Genomic DNA, 19631 nt, shown 5'->3' with positions numbered 1-19631 from the left:
CCCGGGGCGGCTTGCCTGGAAGGGTGTCCGAACGCTTTCGGGCGCCCCTGGCCGGGAAGGCGCCCCCACGACCGCGGAACGTCCTGTCGGCCGTTCTGCTGGTCCTCGCGTGCCTGCTCGTGCCCCTCGGAACGCTCGCGTCCTGGGCGGCCCACGGGCTCACCGACACCGGCCGCTACGTCCGGACGATGGCGCCGCTCGCCGTGGACCCGGACGTGCGGCTCGCGGTCGCGGACGCCGTCGGGGACGGTGTCCTGCGGGAGCTCGGGCGCCAAGTCGACACCGGCCCGCTGCGCGGGGCGGTCGGACCGTTCGTGCACGACGCGGCGCGCTCCTTCACCCGCACCGAGGCGTATCGCGCGGCCTGGGACGCGGCGAACCGGGCCGTGCACGACGCGGTGCTGCGCTCCCTGCGCGACGACGGCGCCGGCGGCGCCCCGGTCACCGTCGACCCCGCTCCCGTCATCGCCCGGTTCAAACAGCGACTCGCCGAAGAACACGTGCCGTTCGCCCACCGCATCCCGGTCACGCACACGCGGATCCCGGTGCTCCCGGCGGACGACGCGGACCGACTGCGCAAGGGGTACCACGTGCTGGACACCGCCGCCTTCTGGCTGCCGCTCGCCGCCGCCGTCCTCGCGGTCGCCGGGATCGCCGTCGCCGCGTGCCGCCGCCGCGCGGTCACCGCCCTCGGGCTGGGTACCGCCCTGGGCGGCGCGCTGCTGGTCCTCGCCGTCGCGATCGGCCGCCGCCTCACCCTCGCCGACCTGCCCGACGCCCTGCACCGCCCGGCCGCGGGGGCCGTCTACGACGCCCTCACGGCCACCCTGCGCACGGTGTCCTGGCTGCTGTGCGTGCTGGGTCTGGCGGTGGCGGCCGGTGCCTGGGTCACGGGCCGGTACGGTCCCCGGCTCGCCGCGCGGCGACATGCGCGAGGGTCCGCAGCGCCCGGCGCAGATCCGGTTCCGGAGCCGACGCGAGCCCGAGCCTGACGGCGTCGGGCGTGTGCCCGGGGGCGACGGCGAAGGCGGGGCCGGGCGTGACGGCGATGCCGTGCGCGGCGGCGGCGGCCGTGAAGGTGTCGGCGCGCCACGGGGCGGGCAGCTCCCACCAGGCGAAGCAGGAGGCCGGGTCGGACCGGACGGCGAAGCCCGCGAGTTCCTCGGCGAGGATCAGCTGCCGCCGTGCCGCGTCCGCCCGCTTGGCCGCCACCAGCCGCGTCACCGTCCCCTCGCCGGCCCACCGCACGGCCGCCTCCAGCGCGAACCGCCCCGCGCTCCAGCCGCCCGAGCGCACGGCGTCGGCCACGGCGGCGACCCGGTGGGGCGGCACCACGAGGAACCCGACGGTGAGCCCCGGGGCGACCCGCTTGGAGAGCCCGTCGACGACGTGGGTGAGGGCCGGGGCGTGCACGGCGAGCGGATCACCGGGCTCCCTCAGGAAGGACCAGATGCGGTCCTCCACGACGGGCAGGTTCAGGTCGTGGAGCAGCTGGGCGAGTTGCAGCAGCCGCGGCCTGCCGGTGGTCCGGGACGTCGGGTTGTGCAGCGTCGGCTGTAGGTAGAGGGCGGACAGCGGCGCCGTGCGGTGTGCGGCGGCGACGGCCTCCGGGAGCAGCCCGGCCGCGTCCCCGGCCAGCGGCACGAGGGTGATGCCGAGCCGCGCCGCGATCTCCTTGACCAGCGGATACGTCAGCTGCTCCACCCCGACCCGGCCGCCCGGCCGGACCAGCGAGGCCAGCACGGCGGCGATGGCCTGCCGGGCGTTGCCGGTGAACAGCAGCCGCTCCGGGGCGGGGCGCCAGCCCGGGGTGGTGAGCACCGTGGCCGCGGCCTCCCGGGCGGCCGCGGTGCCGGTGGCGGCCGCCGGTAAAAGCGCCTCGGCCAGCACGTCGGGGCGCAGCAGCGGCGCGAGCACGGGGGCGAGCAGCTCCGGCTGGCCGGGCGCGACGGGGTAGTTGAGCTCCAGGTTGACGGGTGCGGCGGCCGGGGCGGGTTCGATGAGCGCCTGCCCCGCCGGCCCGGCCGGTGCGGCCCGTACGAAGGTGCCGCGCCCGACCTCCCCGACGACCAGCCCGCGCCGCACGAGTTCGCCGTAGACCCGCCCGGCCGTCGACGGGGCGACGCCCCGCCGCCGTGCGAACGCCCGCTGCGGCGGCAGCCGTTGGCCCGGCCGCAGGCGTCCGGTGGCGATGTCGTCGGCGATGCGGTCGGCGATGCGCCGGTAGTCACTCATCGGCCGGTCTCCCCCTTGGATTGCACCGAGAGCAAAGATCTTATTGCACCGAGTAGTTGGGCGCCCTAGGGTCGACGCCATGGCACCCTTCCTCGCATACGAGGACAAAGGCCCCGATACGCATCGGCTGCCCCTGGTCCTCGTCCACGGCCACCCCTTCGACCGCACGATGTGGGCCCCGCAACTCGACAGGTTCCCGGGTACCCGCCGCGTCATCGCCCCCGACCTGCGCGGCTACGGCGCCTCACCGACCACCCCGGCCGTCACCGACTTCTCGGACTTCGCCCGGGACGTCGAGGCCCTGCTGGACGAGCTGAAGGTGGAGTCGTTCGTGCTCGCGGGCCTGTCGATGGGCGGACAGATCGCCATGGACTGCTACCGGCTGTTCCCCGAGCGCGTCCGCGGCCTGGTCCTCGCGGACACCTTCCCGGCGGCGGAGACCCCCGAGGGCGTGCGCACCCGCAGCGCCATGGCGGACCGCCTCCTCGCCGAGGGCATGCGAGGCTACGCCGACGAGGTCCTGGAGCGGATGGTCGCCCCGTACGCGTCCGCCGAGGTCAAGGCACACGTCCACGCCATGATGACCGCCACCGCCCCCGAGGGCGCCGCCGCGGCCCTGCGCGCCCGGGCCCGCCGCCCCGACTACACCGCCCTGCTGCCGCGCGTCCGCGTCCCGGCCCTGGTCGTGGTGGGGGCCGACGACACCTTCACGCCGGTCTCCGGCGCCCGGGCGATGCACGCGGCCCTCCCGGACTCGGAGCTGCACATCATCGAAGGCGCGGCACACATGCCGAACCTGGAACGCCCGGACGTGTTCGATCACGCGCTGGAGAAATTCCTGGCCCGGGTCGACGCCCGGCAACCTTCCTCCGCCCCACCCCGTCTTTGAGGGAGGATTCGGGCATCCCACCCCGCGAACGGAAGGCCGGGCCTTGGACACCGCCGCTGCCGAGTGGACCGCCAGGGACGACGGGCGCGAGCACCGTCCGCCCGGGCGGCGGCTGGGCGCCCGGTGCGCCGGTCTGCTGTTCGCCGGAGTGAGCGTGGTCGCCGGTTTCCGGGCCGCCGACGGCGACGGCACGACGCCCGTCCCGCAGCTCCTCGCCTTCCTCCCCTGGCTGCTCGTCCCCACCGCCGTGGGACTGCTGCTCACGCTGCTGTCCCGCTGGTGGCTCGGCACGCTCTGGGGCGTGGTCCTGCTCGGCCTGCTGGCCTGGTACGTCGAGCCGTACGGCAAGGTCGACGACCCCTCGGGCCGCCCGGTCGCCGACCTGCGCGTGCTGACCTCCAACGTCGAGTTCGGCCAGGGCACCGGCTCCCTCGTCGCCGCCGTACGCCGTGAGAAACCGGACGTGGTCTTCGTGGAGGAGTGCGACTACGCGTGCGACGAGCTGCTGAAGCGGGACCTCTCCCAGGACTACCCGCACCGCCGGGCCGTGGAGGGCGGCGGCTCCGAAGGCTCCGTCATCCTCAGCCGCTTCCCGCTCCGGCCCACCGCGGGCGTGCCCGGCACGATGGGCATGCCCGGGGCGGTCGCCGACGTCGACGGGCACGCCGTACGCCTCCAGCTCGCCCACCCCATGCCGCCGCTGCCCGGCCAGGTGGACCTCTGGCGCCGGGAGCTCGGCGCCCTGCGCCAGGCGGCCGGCGCCGACCCGGGCACCCCTCTGGTCCTGGCCGGTGACTTCAACGCCTCCCAGGACCACGCGGCCTTCCGCCGCATCCTCGACACCGGCCTGCGCGACGCCTCCCGCCTGGACGGCGCCGACCGCACGGCCACCTGGCCGGCCCGGACGGCCCCCACGTTCGGCGCGCAGATCGACCACGTCCTGGTGTCCGAGGACTTCGGCGCGAGCCGCACCCGCATCCTGGACCTGGCCGACACCGACCACCGGGCCGTCGTCACGGACCTCACGCTCCACGAGCGCCGCTGACCGGAACGTGGGCGCACACGAATGCGGCCGCCCCTCGTGGCAGGGCGGCCGCATCCGCATGGGGTCTCAACGGGCCGACTTCTCCAGGGCCTTGTCCATCGCCGCCGCGAAGCCGTTGGCCCACAGCCGGTTGACGCGGGACCGCTCGGTCGCGTTCGGGATCGCGTTGGTGCAGGACGGGCCGGGCCCGCCGCCGGACATCAGCTCACTGCACGGGCCCGAGTAGTGGTCGGGAAGACCGAGGACGTGACCCGTCTCGTGGGCGGTGACCCGCGTGGAGTCGTACTGCTGGTTCTGCCGGTAGTCCAGGAAGATGTAGCCGCTGCCGTGGCCGTCCGTGGAGGCGTACGAGCCGCGGGAGTCGTTGCCCTCCCGGTAGCTGAAGTCGGCCGCCGAAGCGGAGCCCGACTGGAGCTTCACGTTCGACACCGAGCTGTTCCATATCTGGGTGCTGCGCGCTATCTGGGCACTGAACGTCGGCGCGCGGGAGGCGTCGTAGACGACGGTGACGGCCGCGGTGGCACTCGGGTTCGCGGCGCGCTTCTCGGCGACGGACTTCAGGACCGCCTGGAAGAAGGCTCTGCTCGCGTCGGAGTCGGCGGCGGCGGCGGACGCGGACGCGGACGACTTGGCGACGAACCCGGCGTGGGACTCCGCGACCGGGGACGCCGCGGCGGGGGCAGCCGTTCCGAGTCCGGCCATCGTGAGGCCGAGACCGAGAACCGCCAGGGAGGACAGGGACTTTCGCATCGAGGACTCCTTGGGTGGGGTTGAGTCTCACCGGCGAGTCTCGATGCCTGTGCGGCGCCTGTGATGATGGCAACCAGGGATAGGACGGGACTATCGGCTGCCCAATTCACCTGGTTTAGCGATGGATTATGTGGCTGGTTAACGCCGCGATTCCGCTTTAGCCTCACAGAGCATGGAGCTCGAGGTGAGGCACCTCCGCGCGCTGTGCGCCATAGCCGACACCGGCAGTCTGCACCGTGCCGCCCGGCAGCTGGGCGTCGCCCAGCCGTCGTTGAGCACTCAACTGCGCCGTATCGAGCAGGAGCTGGGCGGACCGCTCTTCCTGCGCTCCCACACCGGCTGCCGCCCCACCCCGCTGGGCCGCCTGGTCCTCAGCCGGGCCCGGCCGCTGATGGCCGACCTGCACCTGCTGGTCACCGAGGCGAGGGCGGCGGCGTCCGGCGGCACCGGGCTCCGCATCGGCTCGACGGCGAGCAAGGCCCTCGCGGGCTGGCTGCGCCGACTGCGCGCCCACGGCCGAAACCCCAGCCTCCACATGAACGTCTCCCCCAACGCCCTGCTCCGCATGGTCGCCGACGGCCAGCTCGACGTCGCCTTCGTGCACGAGGTGGAGGGTTGCCCGCTGCGCATCCCCGCGGAGCTCCGGCTGCGCGTCCTGGTGGAACGCGAACCGCAGTGCGTGTCCCTGCCCGTCGACCATCCGGCAGCCGTGAAGCAGGAGGTCGAGCTGGCCGACCTGGCCGGCGACCGCTGGATGATCGACCCCACGGTCGACGGCGAATGGGACGCCGTCCAGCGGATGTTCCGCGACGCCCGCGTCAGCCCGCACGTCCTGCACGGCGACTACCACACGGCCGACGCCATGGTCGCGACCGGCGAGGTCGTCACCGTCTGCCAGCCCACCCGCACCCCGCGCCCCGACATGGCGGTACGCCGCCTGAAGGGCGACCCGCTCGGCGTGCGGCTGCTCGCCGCGGCCCGCACGGAGACCGTCCTGGACGGTGTCTACCCCGCGCTGGAGGAGGCGTACGGGGAGGTGGCCCGGCAGGCACCGGCCTACCGGGAGTGGCCGGCGCGGGAACGGCCGGAACCCGGGGGCCCTCTCAGACCCCCGAGCCCAGCCCTTCCGTGAACGGCTGCTGCCGGGCGGCTCGGACGAACCGCTGCTGCCGGGCGGCTCGGACGAACCGCTGCTGCCGGGCGGCTCCGACGATGGGCTGCTGCCAAGCAGCTCGAACGATCGGCTGCTGCCAAGCAGCTCGGACGGATGACTGCTGCCAGGTGACTCAGACGCCGATGTCGCGCCCGTCGGCACGCCAGACGGCCACGACCGCCGGCCGGACGTACGTCCCGGGCCCGTCGGGCCAGGTGCTGGCCGGCTTCTCCACGGACGCGCCGTCGATCTCGCCCGGGTGCTGCACGGAGACCAGGACGCGCCGGTCCTGGATGATCGGCCCGCAGGTCTCGGCACCCTTCGGCACGGTCAGGAACTGCTTGAGCTCGCCGCGCCGCTCACCCCGGGTCGCCACACCGAACAGGCCGTCGTGCGAGCCGAGCTGGGCACCGTCGGTGGAGATCCACAGGTTGCCGTACGGGTCGAAGGCCACGTTGTCCGGGCAGGAGATCTGGCTGACGGCGTCCTTCGGGAACCCGGCGAAGTAGGTCGCCGGGTCGTCCGGGTCACCGGCGACGAGGAACAGCGACCAGGCGAACCGGGTGCTCTCGGGCCGGTTCCACCGCTCGGTGAGCTCCAGCACGTGCCCGTGCTTGTTGGCGTTGCGCGGGTTGGCCTCGTCCGCCGTGGCGTTCGAGCCGACGCCCCGGTTGGTGTTGTTGGTCAGGGCGACGTACACCTTGCCGGTCACCGGGTTGGGCTCGATGTCCTCGGGCCGGTCCATCTTGGTGGCGCCGACCTTGTCACCGGCGAGCCGCGTGAAGACGAACACCTCCTCGGCACTCATCCCCTCCACGTGCGAGACGGCACCCTTCGCGGTGGCGGTGGCCAGCGGGATCCATTCACCGCTCCCGTCGAACTCGTCGTCGCCGGGCAGCTTGCCCGTGCCGTCGATCTCGATCGCCGGGGAGTCACCGGTGAGCTTGGCGACGTACAGCGTGCCCTCGTCGAGCAGGGAGAGGTTGTGCTCGCGGACGGCCCGGGAGGAGCCGTGGCGCATCCGCTTGCTGCCGACGAACTTGTAGAAGTAGTCGAACCGCTCGTCGTCACCGGAGTACACGACGGGACGGCCGTCCTGCGTGAGCCGCACGGTCGCCGCCTCGTGCTTGAACCGCCCGAGAGCGGTGTGCTTACGAGGCGTGGACTCGGGATCGTACGGATCGAACTCCACGACGTACCCGAACCGGTGCACCTCGTTCGGCTCCTGGGCGACGTCGAACCGCTTGTCGAACCTCTCCCACTTCCGCTCGCTCGCCCCAGTGCCGATGCCGTACCGCTTGTCGGTCGCCCGGCCGCTGTTGGCGAAGTACTGGTTGAAGTTCTCCTCGCCGTGCAGGGTCGTGCCCCACGGGGTGACACCGCCCGAGCAGTTGTTGAGCGTGCCGAGCACCTTGGTGCCGGTCGGGTCGGCGGAGGTCTTCACGAGCTCGGAACCGGCGACGGGACCGGTGAGCCGGAACTCGGTGGTGGCGGTGACGCGCCGGTTCAGCCGGTGCCGGGGGACGGGGGTGAGCTTGCCCGTCTTCCGGTCCCCCTCGACGACGACGGCGGACAGCCCGTGCGCGGCCCAGGCGACCTCGACCTGCTCCCGGGTCGGACGGGCGGCGTCGTACCCGCGGAACATCAGGATCTCGTCGGTGTACTCGTGATTGGCGACGAGCAGCTGCCGGCCGGGCTCCCCGGGCAGCGGCAGCAGGGCGAGGAAGTCGCAGTTGTACCCGAACTGCCCGGCCTGGGCCTTGGCGGTCTGCTTCTCCGGGTCGAAGGCGGGCGCGCCGCGCAGGATGGGCTCGCCCCAGCGGATGACGACGTTCTGCCGGTATCCCTCCGGCACGGTGACCGTGTCGGCGGTGTTGGGCGCGACGGGCGCGAAGCGCAGCCCGCGCGCACCCTTGTGCTTGCGCCGGGCGACGTCGGACGCGGCAGCGGCGGACGGGGCGCCGGCAGCCGGGGAGGCGGCGGCCTGCGGAGCGCGCGCGAGACCGGCGGCACCCGCTCCGGCGGCGGCCACGGTCACCACGGCCGCGGCACGCATCATCGACCGGCGGTCGATCGCACCGGCGATCACGTCGCCGACGTACTCGTTGGAGCTGGTGTTGGGCACCTCGTGGAAGCAGGCGTCACCACATCGGAAGCGACAGGTCATGGCGGACCGGCCGCCGGGGTGCGAACCGGACGGAGTTCCGATCAACGGCAGCAGCTTGCGCACTTTACTCTCCCCTGGGATGCCCTTGGTTTCAGCGTGACCGTAGGGGTACATACGTGCGGTGGCCGGGCGCCCTGGTGAACAACGAATGAACCCCCGGCTGCCGTACGGGTGTTGCGGCGATTCAGCCCGGCGACACCTGCACCGGCCGGATGCGCTCTTGACAGGGTGGACCTGGGACGACAGACCCTGCCCAAGATCACGCAGGAGGGCCGCTAACCTTACGTGTCCGTCCTGGCCAGGGATTGACGGGCTTCAACTCACGCGAAGGGTTGCGCGCACATGGGCATTCTCACTCGGTTGCGGAACGCGTTCGGACGATCCCGCAAGACACAAACCGCCGAGGCGGAGGGTGCGGCGCGTACGGCGGCCGCCGGTGAGACCGGCGGGACCGAGGGCCTGACCAGCGAGGACACCGGCCGCGACGCCACCCTCGCACCGGCGCCCCCCGCCCCGGACCCGAAGGTCCCGTCCCCCTCCAAGGAACCGAACCCCACGCCTTCGGCAAGCGTCCCCGAGCCCCGCACGTCGGACTCCGGGGAACACGACCTCGTCTCGGCGGCCTTCGACAACGTGGCGGTCCCGAGGCCGACACGCTCGACGGAGGGGGAGCAGACCACTGCGCCGGAGCGGCCGGACGCGGGGGAGCCGACGGGGGCTGAGGAATCGGCGGGGGCTGAGAAGGCGGCTGCTGAGAAGCCGACCGCTACTGAGGAACCGGCGGCGGCTGAGAAGGCTGCTGTTGCTGAGAAGGCGGCTGCTGAGAAGCCGGCCGCTACTGAGGAACCGGCGGTTGTCGCAGAGCCGACTGCTGTCGAGGAACCGGAGGCGGCGCAGAAGGCCGTGGCGGAGCCGCCCGTGGCCAAGAAGGCCGCAGATGCGGAGGCTGCTTCCGCGCAGACGCCCGTCGCCGAGGAGCCTGCGGTGACGGACGAGGCCACGGCGGAGAAGTCGGAGCCGAAGCAGGCTGCAGCCGCCCCGGCGACGGCCGAGGAGCCGGAGTCGACGACGCCGGAGAAGCCTGAGAGCAGCCCCGCGGACGAGGCGCAGTCCGAGCCCGCGGCGACGACCGACGCGAAGACGACGACCGACGCGAAGACGACGACCGAGTCCGACGCAGCGGCGGAGGCTGACACGAAGGCGGAAGCCAAGCCCGAGCCGCAGGCAGAGACCCCCGCGGAGCCGAAGCCCGAGCCGACGGCCAAGGCTGAGCCGACGCCCGAGCCCGAGCCGACGGCCAAGGCTGAGCCGACGCCCAAGCCCGAGCCCACAGCCGAGGCGAAGCCGAAGGCCGAGCCCGAGCCCACAGCCGACGCCAAGCCGAAGGCCGAGCCCGAGCCCACAGCCGACGCCAAGCCGAAGGCCGAGCCCGAGCCCACAGCCGACGCCAAGCCGAAGGCCGAGCCCACAGCCGACGCGAAGCCGAAGGCCGAGCCCAAGGCCACGCGGAAGGCCGCGCCGAAGGCCAAGACGAAGGCGGCCGGGTCCGCGGCCAAGGCCGATCAGGGGACGAAGTCCGAGAAGGCCCCCGAATCCGCGGCCGCCGACGGCGACACCGCCCCGCAGGGGCCACCCGCACCCGGCGACGAAAGCAGCACGGGTGGTGCGGGTGGGAAGAAGAACACGGCCGAAGCCGCAGGCGAGGCCGCAGCCGAGGCCGGCCCCGCCCTCACCCTCACCGCCCTCAAGAAGCACGCCCCCGGCCTCACCACCGCCTACAAGGCCGCCATCACCACCCTCGAGAAGAACAACCTCACCGGCACCCGCGCCAAGGTCTACCTCGTCCTCGACCGCTCCGCCTCCATGCGCCCGTACTACAAGGACGGCTCCGCCCAGGCCCTCGCCGAGCAGACCCTCGCCCTCGCGGCCCACCTCGACCCCGAGGCAACCGTCCCGGTCGTCTTCTTCTCCACCGAACTCGACGGCACCGGCGAGATCACCCTCACCGAGCACGAGAACAAGATCGACGACCTGCACGCGAGCTTCGGCCGCATGGGCCGCACCAGCTACCACGCGGCAGTGGAAGCGGTCCTCGCCCACCACGACAAGACGGCGGAATCCACCACCCCCGCCCTGGTGATCTTCCAGACCGACGGTGCCCCGGACGCGAAGACCCCCGCCACCCAGGCCCTCACCGACGCCGCCAAGACCCACCCCGCCGTCTTCTTCTCCTTCGTCGCCTTCGGAGACCCGGAGAACAAGGCCTTCGACTACCTCCGCAAGCTCAAGACCCCCAACACGTCCCACTTCCTCGCCGGCGAAACCCCCCGTGAGCTCACGGACACGGAGCTCTACGAGGGCGTACTGGCGAACTGGCGCCCGTAGCCGTCCACCGCTCACGACGCCGCCCGCTTCCCACCCCGTAAAACGGGAGGCGGGCGGCGTACCCGTGTCAGCTACGATTTCAAGGTTCCGTAGACGACCGAGACCACGAGATCGTCACTCCACGTAGCGACTTGGGAGCAGCCCGCGATGGCTCGACACCTCATCACCAGCGCCCTTCCGTACATCAACGGGATCAAGCACCTGGGCAACATGGTGGGGTCCATGCTCCCGGCGGACGTCTACTCCCGTTACCTGCGCCAGCGGGGCCACGAGGTCCTCTACATCTGCGCGACGGACGAGCACGGCACCCCCGCGGAGCTGGCCGCCAAGGAGCAGGGCGTGCCGGTGGACGCGTTCTGCACCGAGGCGCACCACCAGCAGAAGGCGATCTACGACGGCTTCAGCCTGGCCTTCGACTACTTCGGCCGCAGCTCCTCCCCGCAGAACCACGAGATCACGCAGGAGATCGCCCGCGAGCTGAAAGCGAACGGCTTCATCGAGGAGCGTTCGATCCGCCAGGTGTACTCGAACGCCGACGACCGCTTCCTGCCCGACCGCTACATCATCGGCACCTGCCCGCACTGCGGCTACGACAAGGCCCGCGGCGACCAGTGCGAGAACTGCACGCGCGTCCTGGACCCGACGGACCTGATCGACGCCCGCTCGGCGATCAGCGGCAGCAGCGACCTGGAGGTCCGCGAGACCAAGCACCTGTTCCTCCTGCAGTCGGTGCTGGCCGGCGAGGTCGAGGCGTGGGTCGACGAGCGGGCGGACAACTGGCCCGTCCTCGCCTCCTCCATCGCCCGCAAGTGGCTCACGGAGGGCCTGCACGACCGCGCGATCACTCGCGACCTGGACTGGGGCGTCCCGGTCCCGGCCGACACCTGGCCGGACCTCGCCGCGGAGGGCAAGGTCTTCTACGTCTGGTTCGACGCCCCGATCGAGTACATCGGTGCCACGAAGGAGTGGGCGGACCAGGACCCGGCCAACCGCGACTGGCGCTCCTGGTGGTGGGAGTCGGACGCCGACGTCCACTACACGCAGTTCATGGGCAAGGACAACGTCCCCTTCCACAGCGTGATGTTCCCGGCGACCCTGCTGGGCACCCGCGCCCCGTGGAAGAAGGTCGACGTCATCAAGGCCTTCAACTGGCTGAACTACTACGGCGGCAAGTTCTCCACGTCCCAGCGCCGTGGCGTCTTCACGCACGACGCCCTCGACATCCTGCCCGCCGACTACTGGCGTTACTTCATGATGGCGAACGCCCCGGAGTCGGACGACTCGTCCTTCACCTGGGAGCACTTCACGGCCACGGTGAACAAGGACCTGGCCGACACCCTCGGCAACTTCGTCAACCGCGTCCTGTCCTTCTCCAAGAAGCGCTTCGGCGAGGAGGTCCCGGCGGGCGCCGAGCCCGGCGAGGCGGAGGCGAAGCTGGGCGACGAGATCGCCCGCCTGCTCGCGGAGTACGAGGCCCAGATGGAGGCCATCCAGTTCCGCAAGGCGGCGGCCGCGCTGCGCGCCCTGTGGTCGGCAGGCAACTCCTACCTGGAGGAGAAGGCCCCCTGGCTGGAGATCAAGACCAACCCGGAGGGCGCCGCGCTGACCCTGCGTACGGCGATGAACCTGATCCACCTCTACGCGGTGGTCTCCGAGCCGTTCATCCCGACGTCGGCGAAGAAGATGCGCGAGGCGTTCTCCCTGGAGAACGACACGGCGACCTGGGCCACAGCGGACGAGGCCCGCTCCCTCACCTCCGTCCCGGCCGGCACCCCCTTCACCATCCCGCCGGTGCTGTTCGCCAAGCTCACGGACGAGGACCTGGAGTCGTACAAGGAGCGCTTCGGCGGCGAGTCGGCGTAACTCCCGCCCCGCACCCGCCCCTAGGGGGATCTCCTCCTGGGGGCGGACGTGTTTCTCCGACCGGCTCGTCCCCAGGCTCATCGCCCTACGAGGGCCTCTGTTCGTAGGATTGAGCAAGGCATCCGGCCGACCGAACGGTCCGGACAACCAAACGGGGGGACACCATGGCACTGTTCGGCAACGCGCACACCGTGAATCCGCAGTCGGCCCAGCAGGACTACGCCCGCCTCCTCGGCCACGGCGAGCAGGTGCACGCCGCGTTCCTGCTGATCCGCGACACCATCCTCTTCACGGACCGCCGCCTGATCCTGATCGACAAGCAGGGCATCACCGGCAAGAAGGTCGAGTACCACTCGGTCCCGTACCGCAGCATCACCCACTTCTCGGTGGAGACGGCGGGCACGTTCGACCTGGACGCCGAGTTGAAGATCTGGATCTCCGGCACCCCGACCCCCATCGAGAAGACCTTCACCAAGGGCGTCGACATCTACGAGGTCCAGGCGATCCTGACCCAGTTCGTGGCGAGGTAGAGGCGTCAGTCCTGGGTAAGACCTCGTCTTGCCATCGAAGGCGGAGAGGGCGTGCCGAGTGGATGCCAGCGTTGCAGCGATACTTGGTGCAGTGATCGGTGCTGCCGGCGGTGTAGGCGGAGGACTGCTCACCCTGAGCACGCAGCTCCGGAGTCTCGATGCTCAGCATCGCGCAGAGGAGAGGCGTTGGCTCGCGGATTTGCGCCGCGAGACCTATACAGGCTTTGTCACCTGCGCGAAGCAACTTTCCAATGCCGCCTGGAAGGCGTCCGATCTACTTCACGGCGAAAGCGGTGTCGAAGACTGGGCAAGTGCCCGCCGCAGCGTGCACGACGCCTGGACTCAGTTCAGTGCCGCGTCAGCGGCAGTCACCATGGCCGGCCCGCATACTGTGGCTGCGGCCGCTGAGGATTTGCGAGAAGCTCTGAGGCATTGGGAGCTGGCGACTGGCATCTGGATTCAAGCCGCGATCCAGCAGGGTACTGGGAGTCTCGCGGAGCACGACCGGCACTTCATGGCTGGGTTCGAGGCCAAGAAGCCCCTGGAGGTCGCGTTCCAGGTCGCCGCACGGCGGGCGTTAGGAACCGATACCTGACTGAGCATCCGATTCGTGGATTCGCGGAGTGTTCGGGCTTGCGTTCGCAGCGACGATGCGCGCGTCGGCAGCCGGCAATCCACGCCACGGTCTAAGTGTCCAGCAACGCCGCAAGCCGGGTAGCGGTCTGCTCGCCCGCCCGCTGCCTGATCAAGCCCTCTTTGGCAGCAGCACGGAGCCTGACCTGCGAGTCGGACGCCCCGCTCTTCGTCACCAGTGCGGTGACCACGACAGGGTTCATGCCGCCGGCGCCACCTCCGGTTACGACACGGATCGTCCGTTGATCCCTAACGCGTTCAACCACGGGGCCGACCCTTCGCCCTGCTCGTTCGAGCACGTGGGCAACGCGCTCGACGGTGTCTTCGAACGGCAAGGCGACCACCAGGTCGATCTCGTGCACGTTCTTCCTCATCAGCTTGGCCACGAAACGAGTCAAGCCACCCCAAGCCCCGACAGAGGCAGCCAGAGCGGCAAGCTCGTCGGCCAGGATCTGGTCCTCGTGGTCGTCCACACGCCCCCCGTTCTCCTTCGGCCCCCAGCTTCGGTCACCTTCTCCATCGGCCGCCGGTCTGCGAACGCACGATGGATCGTTTTGCCACTCCCGAAAGAGTGAACGCATTTCGTTCACCCGATGCGTTCCTCTCCGATGGATCTAGCTTGCACACATGGTCACATCAACCCATGAGACCTCGCACCGGATCTTCCAGGACCATCCGGAGGTTCTCACCCCCGTTTTCGAGGCATTGGGTCTGCCGCCGCCCGCCAAGGCGATTATCGAGGTCCTGTCGTCCGACGCCACGGAGATCAAGCCGCTGGAGCGCCGGGTGGATACGGTGCTCAAGGTCGAGCCGTCCGAGGGAGACGGCTTCCTCATCGCTGTCGAGGCCCAGACCGCTCCGGCCCCTGACAAGGGGTTCAGCTGGCCCTATTACGTGGCGCACCTGCACGCGAAGTACGGCATGCCCGTGCTGCTCGTCGCCGTCTGCAAGAATCGGCCGACCGCGTCCTGGGCTGCCGGACCCTTCGAGTGCAGCGTCCGAACTTGGACGACGCAGAGCACCCGCCCCTTCGTGCTGGGCCCCAACAACGTTCCGGAGATCACCGACGAGTCCGTCGTAGCCCGGCAACCGGCGCTGGCCACACTCTCGGCCGTCGTCCATAGCGAAAGCGCAAACGCCGCCGCCATAGTGGAATTGCTGGCCCGCGGGATGCGGTCGTTCGACAAGGCAACGGCGAAGTACTGGTGCGAATGGCTGGAAGTCGGACTGGAGGATACTCCGGTCCTGGAGACATGGAGAGAGCTGGAGAAGATGGTCGCCACTTACTTCCCGGGCAGGGGAACCCTCTTCGAGGAGACGTACCTGGAGGGCAAGGCCGAGGGCAAGGCCGAATCCATCCTGAGCATCCTGGAGAAACGCGGCATCGGCATCCCCCAGGACACCCGCGACCGCATCACCACCTGCACCGACCTCGACACCCTCACCCTCTGGTTCGACCGCTCCCTGACGGCCACCACGGCGGAGGACCTGTTCGCCGAGGCGTGATCGGGCGGGAACGGCAAGGGCCCGCCCCCTCCACAGGAGGCCGGCCCCAGGCCTGAGTCGGGGTGGGTCAGCGGGCCTCGCCCACTGCCGGCTTCCCCGTCACCGCCGCGATCTTCCCGCCCGACCCCGTCCGCTCACCACGCTGCGTGTGCCGCACGAACGCCACCCCCAGCACCGCCAGGATCGACGCCGCCGACAGCGTGTACAGGCCGCCGTTCGTACTCCCCGTCGTGTCCTTCAGGTAGCCGAACAAGGTCGGCGACACGAAACCGCCGAGGTTTCCTATGGAGTTGACCAGGGCCAGACCCGGCGCCGCGATCTTCAGGTCGAGGCCGGACTGGGCCATCGGCCAGAACAGGGTGGCCGCGCACTTGCCGCCCACCGCCGCCAAGGTGAGCGCGGCGAGGCCGAACCAGGGGGAGCCCAGCGTGGCGAGGAACGTGCCGATGGCGGACAGGACCAGGGCGATCGCCAGATAGGGGCGGCGGTCGGGGGCCCGGTCCGTGAAGTGGCTCGTCGTGTACATCGCGATCACCGCGCAGATCCAGGGGATCGCCGACAGCAGCCCGACCTGGAAGGGCGACAGCCCGCCGATCTCCTCCACCAGACTCGGCAGCCAGAACGTGATCGCGTAGCCGGTGAGCGCCATCGCGAAGAAGACGGAGGTCAGTACGGCCACCTGCGGGTGGAAGATCAGCTTCCGGCGCGACACCGACGGGGCACGGTCACGCACCTCCCTGTCCCGCGCCACCGCCTCGCTCAGCGCGTCCTTCTCCTCCGGCGTCAGCCACTTCGCGTCCTGGATGCGGGAGACCAGGAAGAACCCGGCGATGAAGCCGACCAGGATGGAGAAGGCGCCTTCCAGGGCGAACATCCAGCGCCAGCCCGCGATGCCGCCCGCGCCGTGCAGTTCGAGAAGCGCGCCCGTGATCGGGCCCGTCACGATGTACGCCGTCGCCGAGCCGCCCAGGAAGATCGCACTGGCCCGGCCCCGGCTGGAGTCCGGCAGCCACTGGGTGAAGTAGAGCAGCACACCGGGGAAGAAGCCGGCCTCCGCGACGCCGAGCAGGAACCGCAGCCCGTAGAACATCCACACGTTGTGGATGAAGCACATCGCCACGATCACCAGACCCCACGTGATCATGATGCGGGTCAGCCAGACCCGGGCGCCGAACCGCTCCAGCCACATGTTGCTCGGCACTTCGAACAGCGCGTAGCCGATGAAGAACAGGCCCGCGCCGAGTCCGTAGGCTGTGGCGCTGACTCCGACGTCGGCCCGTAGTTCGTCCTGGACGAAGCCCACGTTCGTCCGGTCCATCTGGTTGACCAGCAGCATCAGGACCAGGATCGGCAGCATGCGGCGCAGGAACTTGCGCACCGCCCGTTGCTCGGCCTCGGGTATCGCTGTCGCGGCGTCTGACATCGTTGTCTCCCTTGCTGTACACGTACATGAACAGCAATCACGTACGCGTTCCGAAGGGACCTTAGGGAGGCCCGCCTTCCGGGTCAACGGGTGGGACAGAAGTCCATGTATGTGAATGCGGGGCGGACGGTCAGGGCCTGCCTGCTCACGTCCGCCCCACAAGTACGCGTCAGCCCACGGTCGCCGAAGCCGACGCCGACGTGCCCGGCTGGACCGAGTCCCCCGTGCCGTCCTGCGTCGCCTCGGGGTCGACGCCCATGGTGAGCGTGGCGACGACGCCCTTCGCGATGGCCCCCTTCTTGTACTTCAGCTTCAGCAGCCCGCCCTCGGTACCGTTGCCCGGGTAGATGGTGTCCTCGTCGAGGGTCGTGCGGGTGGCGGTGTTGGTGGAGTACGGGGCGACCTCGGCCGTGGCCAGCACGGACGCCTCGTCGAAGAAGAGCTGGCCGGTGTGGCAGGTCGTGCCGCCCTCGTAGCCGGCGGCGGTCCAGGTGCCGTTCACGTGCACCTTGGTGTGGATGTGGACGCAGCGGCCCTGGTACCAGCCGGGGAAGACCGTGCGGAAGACGACCTCGCCCCTCTTGTCCGTCCGCCACGTGCCGCGCAGGTAGCGCTCGTCGTCGGTGGGCTCCTCGTGACCCCCACCGCCCCCGCCACCGCCACCAGGGGGCGCACCCGTGGGGCTCCCGGTCGGCGTACCGGAGGGAGGCGTGCCGCCACCGCCCCCTCCACCGCCCCCGCTGCCCATCGCCTCGTACCCGGAGTACACGCCCAGCGCGTTGCAGTGCCAGATGTCGACGGCGGCGTTCGCCAGGGGCTTGCAGGTGTCGGAGTCGATCACCTTCAGACGCAGGGTGAGCGGAATGCCCTCCTGGTCCTCGGTGATGTCCCGGCGGAGCTTGTCCGCGTCGATGTAGTAGGGGCCTTCGGTCGTCTCGGACGTCAACCGGTAGCAGGCCTCGCCGGAGGTCCCGGCCGTCCTGCCCTGCGCTGTCGTGGTCTCCTCGCCGGCGAACGCGCCCGCCGCGAACGAACCGCCGACCCCCGCCGCGACCACCGCACCGGCACCCGCGACGATGACCTTACGGCGCGTCAGATCCCTCTTGTGTTTCGGCCCTGGGGCCGTCTCCTGTCCCGTCATGAGAAAGGAAGCTAGGGAGCACGGCTGTCAGGAGCCTGGGTAAGAGCTGGGTGGGAGCCCTGGACGCGAAAGTGGCTCGGAACCGGCGCCGGTTCCGAGCCACTCACGGGAGTTCGCCTACTTCGGCTGCGGCTTGCGCACCGACAGGTGCAGTTCCTTCAGCCGTGCCTCCTCCAGCTCCGTCGGCGCGCCCATCATCAGGTCCTGGGCGTTGCCGTTGAGCGGGAAGGCGATGGTCTCGCGGATGTTGGGCTCGTCGGCGAGCAGCATGACGATGCGGTCGACGCCCGGGGCGATGCCGCCGTGCGGCGGGGCGCCGAAGCGGAGGGCCCGCAGCATGCCGGCGAACTTCTCCTCGACGGTCTCGCGGTCGTACCCGGCGATCTCGAAGGCCTTAAGCATGATCTCCGGCTCGTGGTTCCGGATCGCGCCGGAGGACAGCTCGACGCCGTTGCAGACGATGTCGTACTGCCAGCCGAGGATGTCCAGCGGGTCCTGGGTTTCCAGGGCCTCCAGGCCGCCCTGCGGCATGGAGAACGGGTTGTGCGAGAAGTCGATCGCGCCGGTCTCCTCGTCCTTCTCGTACATCGGGAAGTCGACGATCCAGCAGAACCGGAACACGCCCTCCTCGAAGTGCCCGGCACGCTTGGCGGCCTCGACCCGCACCGCGCCCATGATCTTGGAGACCTCGTCGAACTCGCCCGCGCCGAAGAAGACCGCGTGACCGGCCGCGAGCGACAGGCGCTTGGTCAGTTCGGCGACGTTCTCCTCGGTGAGGAACTTCGCGATCGGGCCGGTCAGCGAGCCGTCCTCGGCGACGCGGACCCAGGCCAGGCCCTTGGCGCCCTGCGAGACGGCGTAGTCGCCGAGCTGGTCGAAGAACTTGCGCGGCTGGCCGGAGACGTCCGGCACGGGCAGTGCGCGGACGTGCTTGCCGGCGAACGCCTTGAACTCCGAGCCCTCGAAGATGTCGGTGATGTCGACGAGTTCGAGCTGGGCGCGCAGGTCGGGCTTGTCGGAGCCGTACTTCAGCATCGCCTCGCGGAACGGGATCCGCGGGAACGGCGAGGTGACGTGGCGGCCGCCGCCGAACTCCTCGAACAGCTCGGTCATGAGCTTCTCGACGGGCCGGAAGACGTCCTCCTGCTCGACGAAGCTCATCTCGATGTCGAGCTGGTAGAACTCGCCCGGCGAGCGGTCGGCGCGCGCGTCCTCGTCACGGAAGCAGGGCGCGATCTGGAAGTACCGGTCGAAGCCGGAGATCATCAGCAGCTGCTTGAACTGCTGGGGCGCCTGGGGAAGGGCGTAGAACTTGCCCGGGTTCAGGCGGGAGGGGACGACGAAGTCGCGGGCGCCCTCGGGGGAGGTCGCGGACAGGATCGGCGTCGCCATCTCGTTGAACCCGAGGGCGACCATCTTCGAGCGGATCGAGGCGATCACCGACGACCGCAGCATGATGTTCTTGTGCATGCGCTCGCGACGCAGGTCGAGGAAGCGGTACTCCAGGCGCCGCTCCTCGTTGACCCCGTCCTCGGCGTTGATCGTGAAGGGCAGCGGGGCCGCCGCGCCGAGCAGCTCGACCTCGCCGACCTCGACCTCGATCTCGCCGGTCGGCAGCTCGGGGTTGATGTTCTCGGCACCCCGGGAGACGACCTTGCCGTCGACGCGGACGGTCGACTCCTTGGACAGCTTGTCCAGGGCCTCGTAGGCGGGAGTGCCGGGACGGGCCACGAGCTGCGTGATGCCGTAGTGATCGCGCAGATCGATGAAGAGGATGCCGCCCAGGTCGCGCCGATTGTGCAGCCAGCCACTCAGCCGGACGTCGGTGCCGACGTCAGAGGAGCGGAGCTCGCCGCAGGTGTGGGACCTGTACCGATGCATCGTCGTTCATCCAGTCTTCGCTGATCGGGG

16 protein-coding genes are annotated in these 19631 nt (G+C 70.5%); 9 read left to right on the top strand and 7 right to left on the bottom strand.

All coding sequences use genetic code 11. From position 1 onward, the window contains the following. The first annotated feature begins 23 nt into the window (after window positions 1-23). Window positions 24-992 (top strand): hypothetical protein, encoded by a 969-nt coding sequence (locus tag FDO69_RS09110; RefSeq protein ID WP_234387879.1) that lies wholly within the window; start codon window positions 24-26, stop codon window positions 990-992. Here FDO69_RS09110 and FDO69_RS09105 read toward each other — a convergent pair. Next, a complete protein-coding gene (locus FDO69_RS09105) occupies window positions 889-2235 on the bottom strand; it encodes an aminotransferase-like domain-containing protein (RefSeq protein WP_104779223.1) in 1347 nt (448 codons plus the stop codon). The genes FDO69_RS09110 and FDO69_RS09105 overlap by 104 nt on opposite strands. Window positions 2236-2314: 79 nt before the next feature. Between FDO69_RS09105 and FDO69_RS09100 the strand changes: the two genes are divergently transcribed. Together FDO69_RS09100 and FDO69_RS09095 are read left to right on the top strand one after the other, a co-directional pair. After that, window positions 2315-3124, top strand: coding sequence for an alpha/beta fold hydrolase (locus tag FDO69_RS09100; protein WP_104779222.1), 810 nt, complete (start codon window positions 2315-2317; stop codon window positions 3122-3124). Window positions 3125-3167: 43 nt separating this feature from the next. Beyond that, on the top strand, window positions 3168-4169 hold the full coding sequence (locus FDO69_RS09095; RefSeq protein ID WP_104779221.1) for an endonuclease/exonuclease/phosphatase family protein: 1002 nt from the start codon (window positions 3168-3170) through the stop codon (window positions 4167-4169). Between the two features lie 66 nt (window positions 4170-4235). Here the strand turns inward: FDO69_RS09095 and snpA are convergent, their stop codons facing one another. After that, the gene (gene snpA / locus FDO69_RS09090; protein WP_104779220.1) at window positions 4236-4919 is read right to left on the bottom strand and encodes a snapalysin; all 684 of its coding nucleotides are present in this window, start codon (window positions 4917-4919) and stop codon (window positions 4236-4238) included. Between the two features lie 172 nt (window positions 4920-5091). Between snpA and FDO69_RS09085 the strand changes: the two genes are divergently transcribed. Beyond that, window positions 5092-6051, top strand: a complete 960-nt coding sequence (locus tag FDO69_RS09085) for a LysR family transcriptional regulator (protein WP_104779219.1) — start codon at window positions 5092-5094, stop codon at window positions 6049-6051. Window positions 6052-6205: 154 nt separating this feature from the next. Here FDO69_RS09085 and FDO69_RS09080 read toward each other — a convergent pair whose 3' ends face one another. Continuing rightward, the gene (locus tag FDO69_RS09080; protein WP_104779218.1) at window positions 6206-8302 is read right to left on the bottom strand and encodes a PhoX family protein; all 2097 of its coding nucleotides are present in this window, start codon (window positions 8300-8302) and stop codon (window positions 6206-6208) included. Between the two features lie 279 nt (window positions 8303-8581). On the opposite strand from FDO69_RS09080, the gene FDO69_RS09075 reads away from it, so the two are divergent. The 4 genes from FDO69_RS09075 (at window position 8582) to FDO69_RS09060 (ending at window position 13612) form a co-directional block, all read left to right on the top strand. Further along, window positions 8582-10624 (top strand): VWA domain-containing protein, encoded by a 2043-nt coding sequence (locus FDO69_RS09075; RefSeq protein WP_104779217.1) that lies wholly within the window; start codon window positions 8582-8584, stop codon window positions 10622-10624. 147 nt (window positions 10625-10771) lie between these two features. Beyond that, on the top strand, window positions 10772-12487 hold the full coding sequence (gene metG / locus FDO69_RS09070) for a methionine--tRNA ligase (RefSeq protein ID WP_104779216.1): 1716 nt from the start codon (window positions 10772-10774) through the stop codon (window positions 12485-12487). Window positions 12488-12651: 164 nt separating this feature from the next. Continuing rightward, complete coding sequence (locus FDO69_RS09065; RefSeq protein WP_104779215.1) at window positions 12652-13017, top strand: PH domain-containing protein; 366 nt, start codon at window positions 12652-12654, stop codon at window positions 13015-13017. Window positions 13018-13108: 91 nt separating this feature from the next. Next, a complete protein-coding gene (locus FDO69_RS09060; protein ID WP_138430078.1) occupies window positions 13109-13612 on the top strand; it encodes a hypothetical protein in 504 nt (167 codons plus the stop codon). Window positions 13613-13703: 91 nt separating this feature from the next. On the opposite strand, the gene FDO69_RS09055 is transcribed toward FDO69_RS09060, so the two are convergent. Beyond that, entirely contained in the window at window positions 13704-14123 is a 420-nt protein-coding gene (locus tag FDO69_RS09055; protein ID WP_104779213.1) for a hypothetical protein, read from the bottom strand. 154 nt (window positions 14124-14277) lie between these two features. On the opposite strand from FDO69_RS09055, the gene FDO69_RS09050 reads away from it, so the two are divergent. Beyond that, on the top strand, window positions 14278-15156 hold the full coding sequence (locus FDO69_RS09050) for a hypothetical protein (protein WP_104779212.1): 879 nt from the start codon (window positions 14278-14280) through the stop codon (window positions 15154-15156). 67 nt (window positions 15157-15223) lie between these two features. On the opposite strand, the gene FDO69_RS09045 is transcribed toward FDO69_RS09050, so the two are convergent. The 3 genes from FDO69_RS09045 to aspS all read right to left on the bottom strand — a co-directional run bounded on the left by FDO69_RS09045 (window position 15224) and on the right by aspS (window position 19601). Then, a complete protein-coding gene (locus FDO69_RS09045; RefSeq protein WP_104779211.1) occupies window positions 15224-16579 on the bottom strand; it encodes an MFS transporter in 1356 nt (451 codons plus the stop codon). A gap of 169 nt (window positions 16580-16748) precedes the next feature. Next, entirely contained in the window at window positions 16749-17720 is a 972-nt protein-coding gene (locus FDO69_RS09040) for an intradiol ring-cleavage dioxygenase (protein ID WP_104779210.1), read from the bottom strand. Window positions 17721-17837: 117 nt separating this feature from the next. Further along, window positions 17838-19601: an aspartate--tRNA ligase gene (gene aspS / locus FDO69_RS09035; protein WP_104779209.1), complete on the bottom strand. Its 1764-nt coding sequence runs from the start codon at window positions 19599-19601 to the stop codon at window positions 17838-17840. Window positions 19602-19631 lie beyond the last annotated feature (30 nt).

Source organism: Streptomyces tibetensis (assembly GCF_007655005.1).
Classification (GTDB): domain Bacteria; phylum Actinomycetota; class Actinomycetes; order Streptomycetales; family Streptomycetaceae; genus Streptomyces; species Streptomyces tibetensis.
The sequence above is the reverse complement of the archived record's forward strand: the minus strand, read 5'-3'. Positions and strand labels throughout refer to the sequence as shown.

Excerpts from the sequence above, each read along its gene's own strand:
- FDO69_RS09105 (WP_104779223.1), bottom strand. The coding sequence starts at position 2,235 with ATGAGTGACTACCGGCGCATCGCCGACCGCATCGCCGACGACATCGCC.
- FDO69_RS09100 (WP_104779222.1), top strand. The coding sequence starts at position 2,315 with ATGGCACCCTTCCTCGCATACGAGGACAAAGGCCCCGATACGCATCGG.
- snpA (WP_104779220.1), bottom strand. The coding sequence starts at position 4,919 with ATGCGAAAGTCCCTGTCCTCCCTGGCGGTTCTCGGTCTCGGCCTCACG.
- FDO69_RS09085 (WP_104779219.1), top strand. The coding sequence starts at position 5,092 with ATGGAGCTCGAGGTGAGGCACCTCCGCGCGCTGTGCGCCATAGCCGAC.
- FDO69_RS09075 (WP_104779217.1), top strand. The coding sequence starts at position 8,582 with ATGGGCATTCTCACTCGGTTGCGGAACGCGTTCGGACGATCCCGCAAG.
- metG (WP_104779216.1), top strand. The coding sequence starts at position 10,772 with ATGGCTCGACACCTCATCACCAGCGCCCTTCCGTACATCAACGGGATC.
- FDO69_RS09065 (WP_104779215.1), top strand. The coding sequence starts at position 12,652 with ATGGCACTGTTCGGCAACGCGCACACCGTGAATCCGCAGTCGGCCCAG.
- FDO69_RS09050 (WP_104779212.1), top strand. The coding sequence starts at position 14,278 with ATGGTCACATCAACCCATGAGACCTCGCACCGGATCTTCCAGGACCAT.
- FDO69_RS09045 (WP_104779211.1), bottom strand. The coding sequence starts at position 16,579 with ATGTCAGACGCCGCGACAGCGATACCCGAGGCCGAGCAACGGGCGGTG.
- FDO69_RS09040 (WP_104779210.1), bottom strand. The coding sequence starts at position 17,720 with ATGACGGGACAGGAGACGGCCCCAGGGCCGAAACACAAGAGGGATCTG.
- aspS (WP_104779209.1), bottom strand. The coding sequence starts at position 19,601 with ATGCATCGGTACAGGTCCCACACCTGCGGCGAGCTCCGCTCCTCTGAC.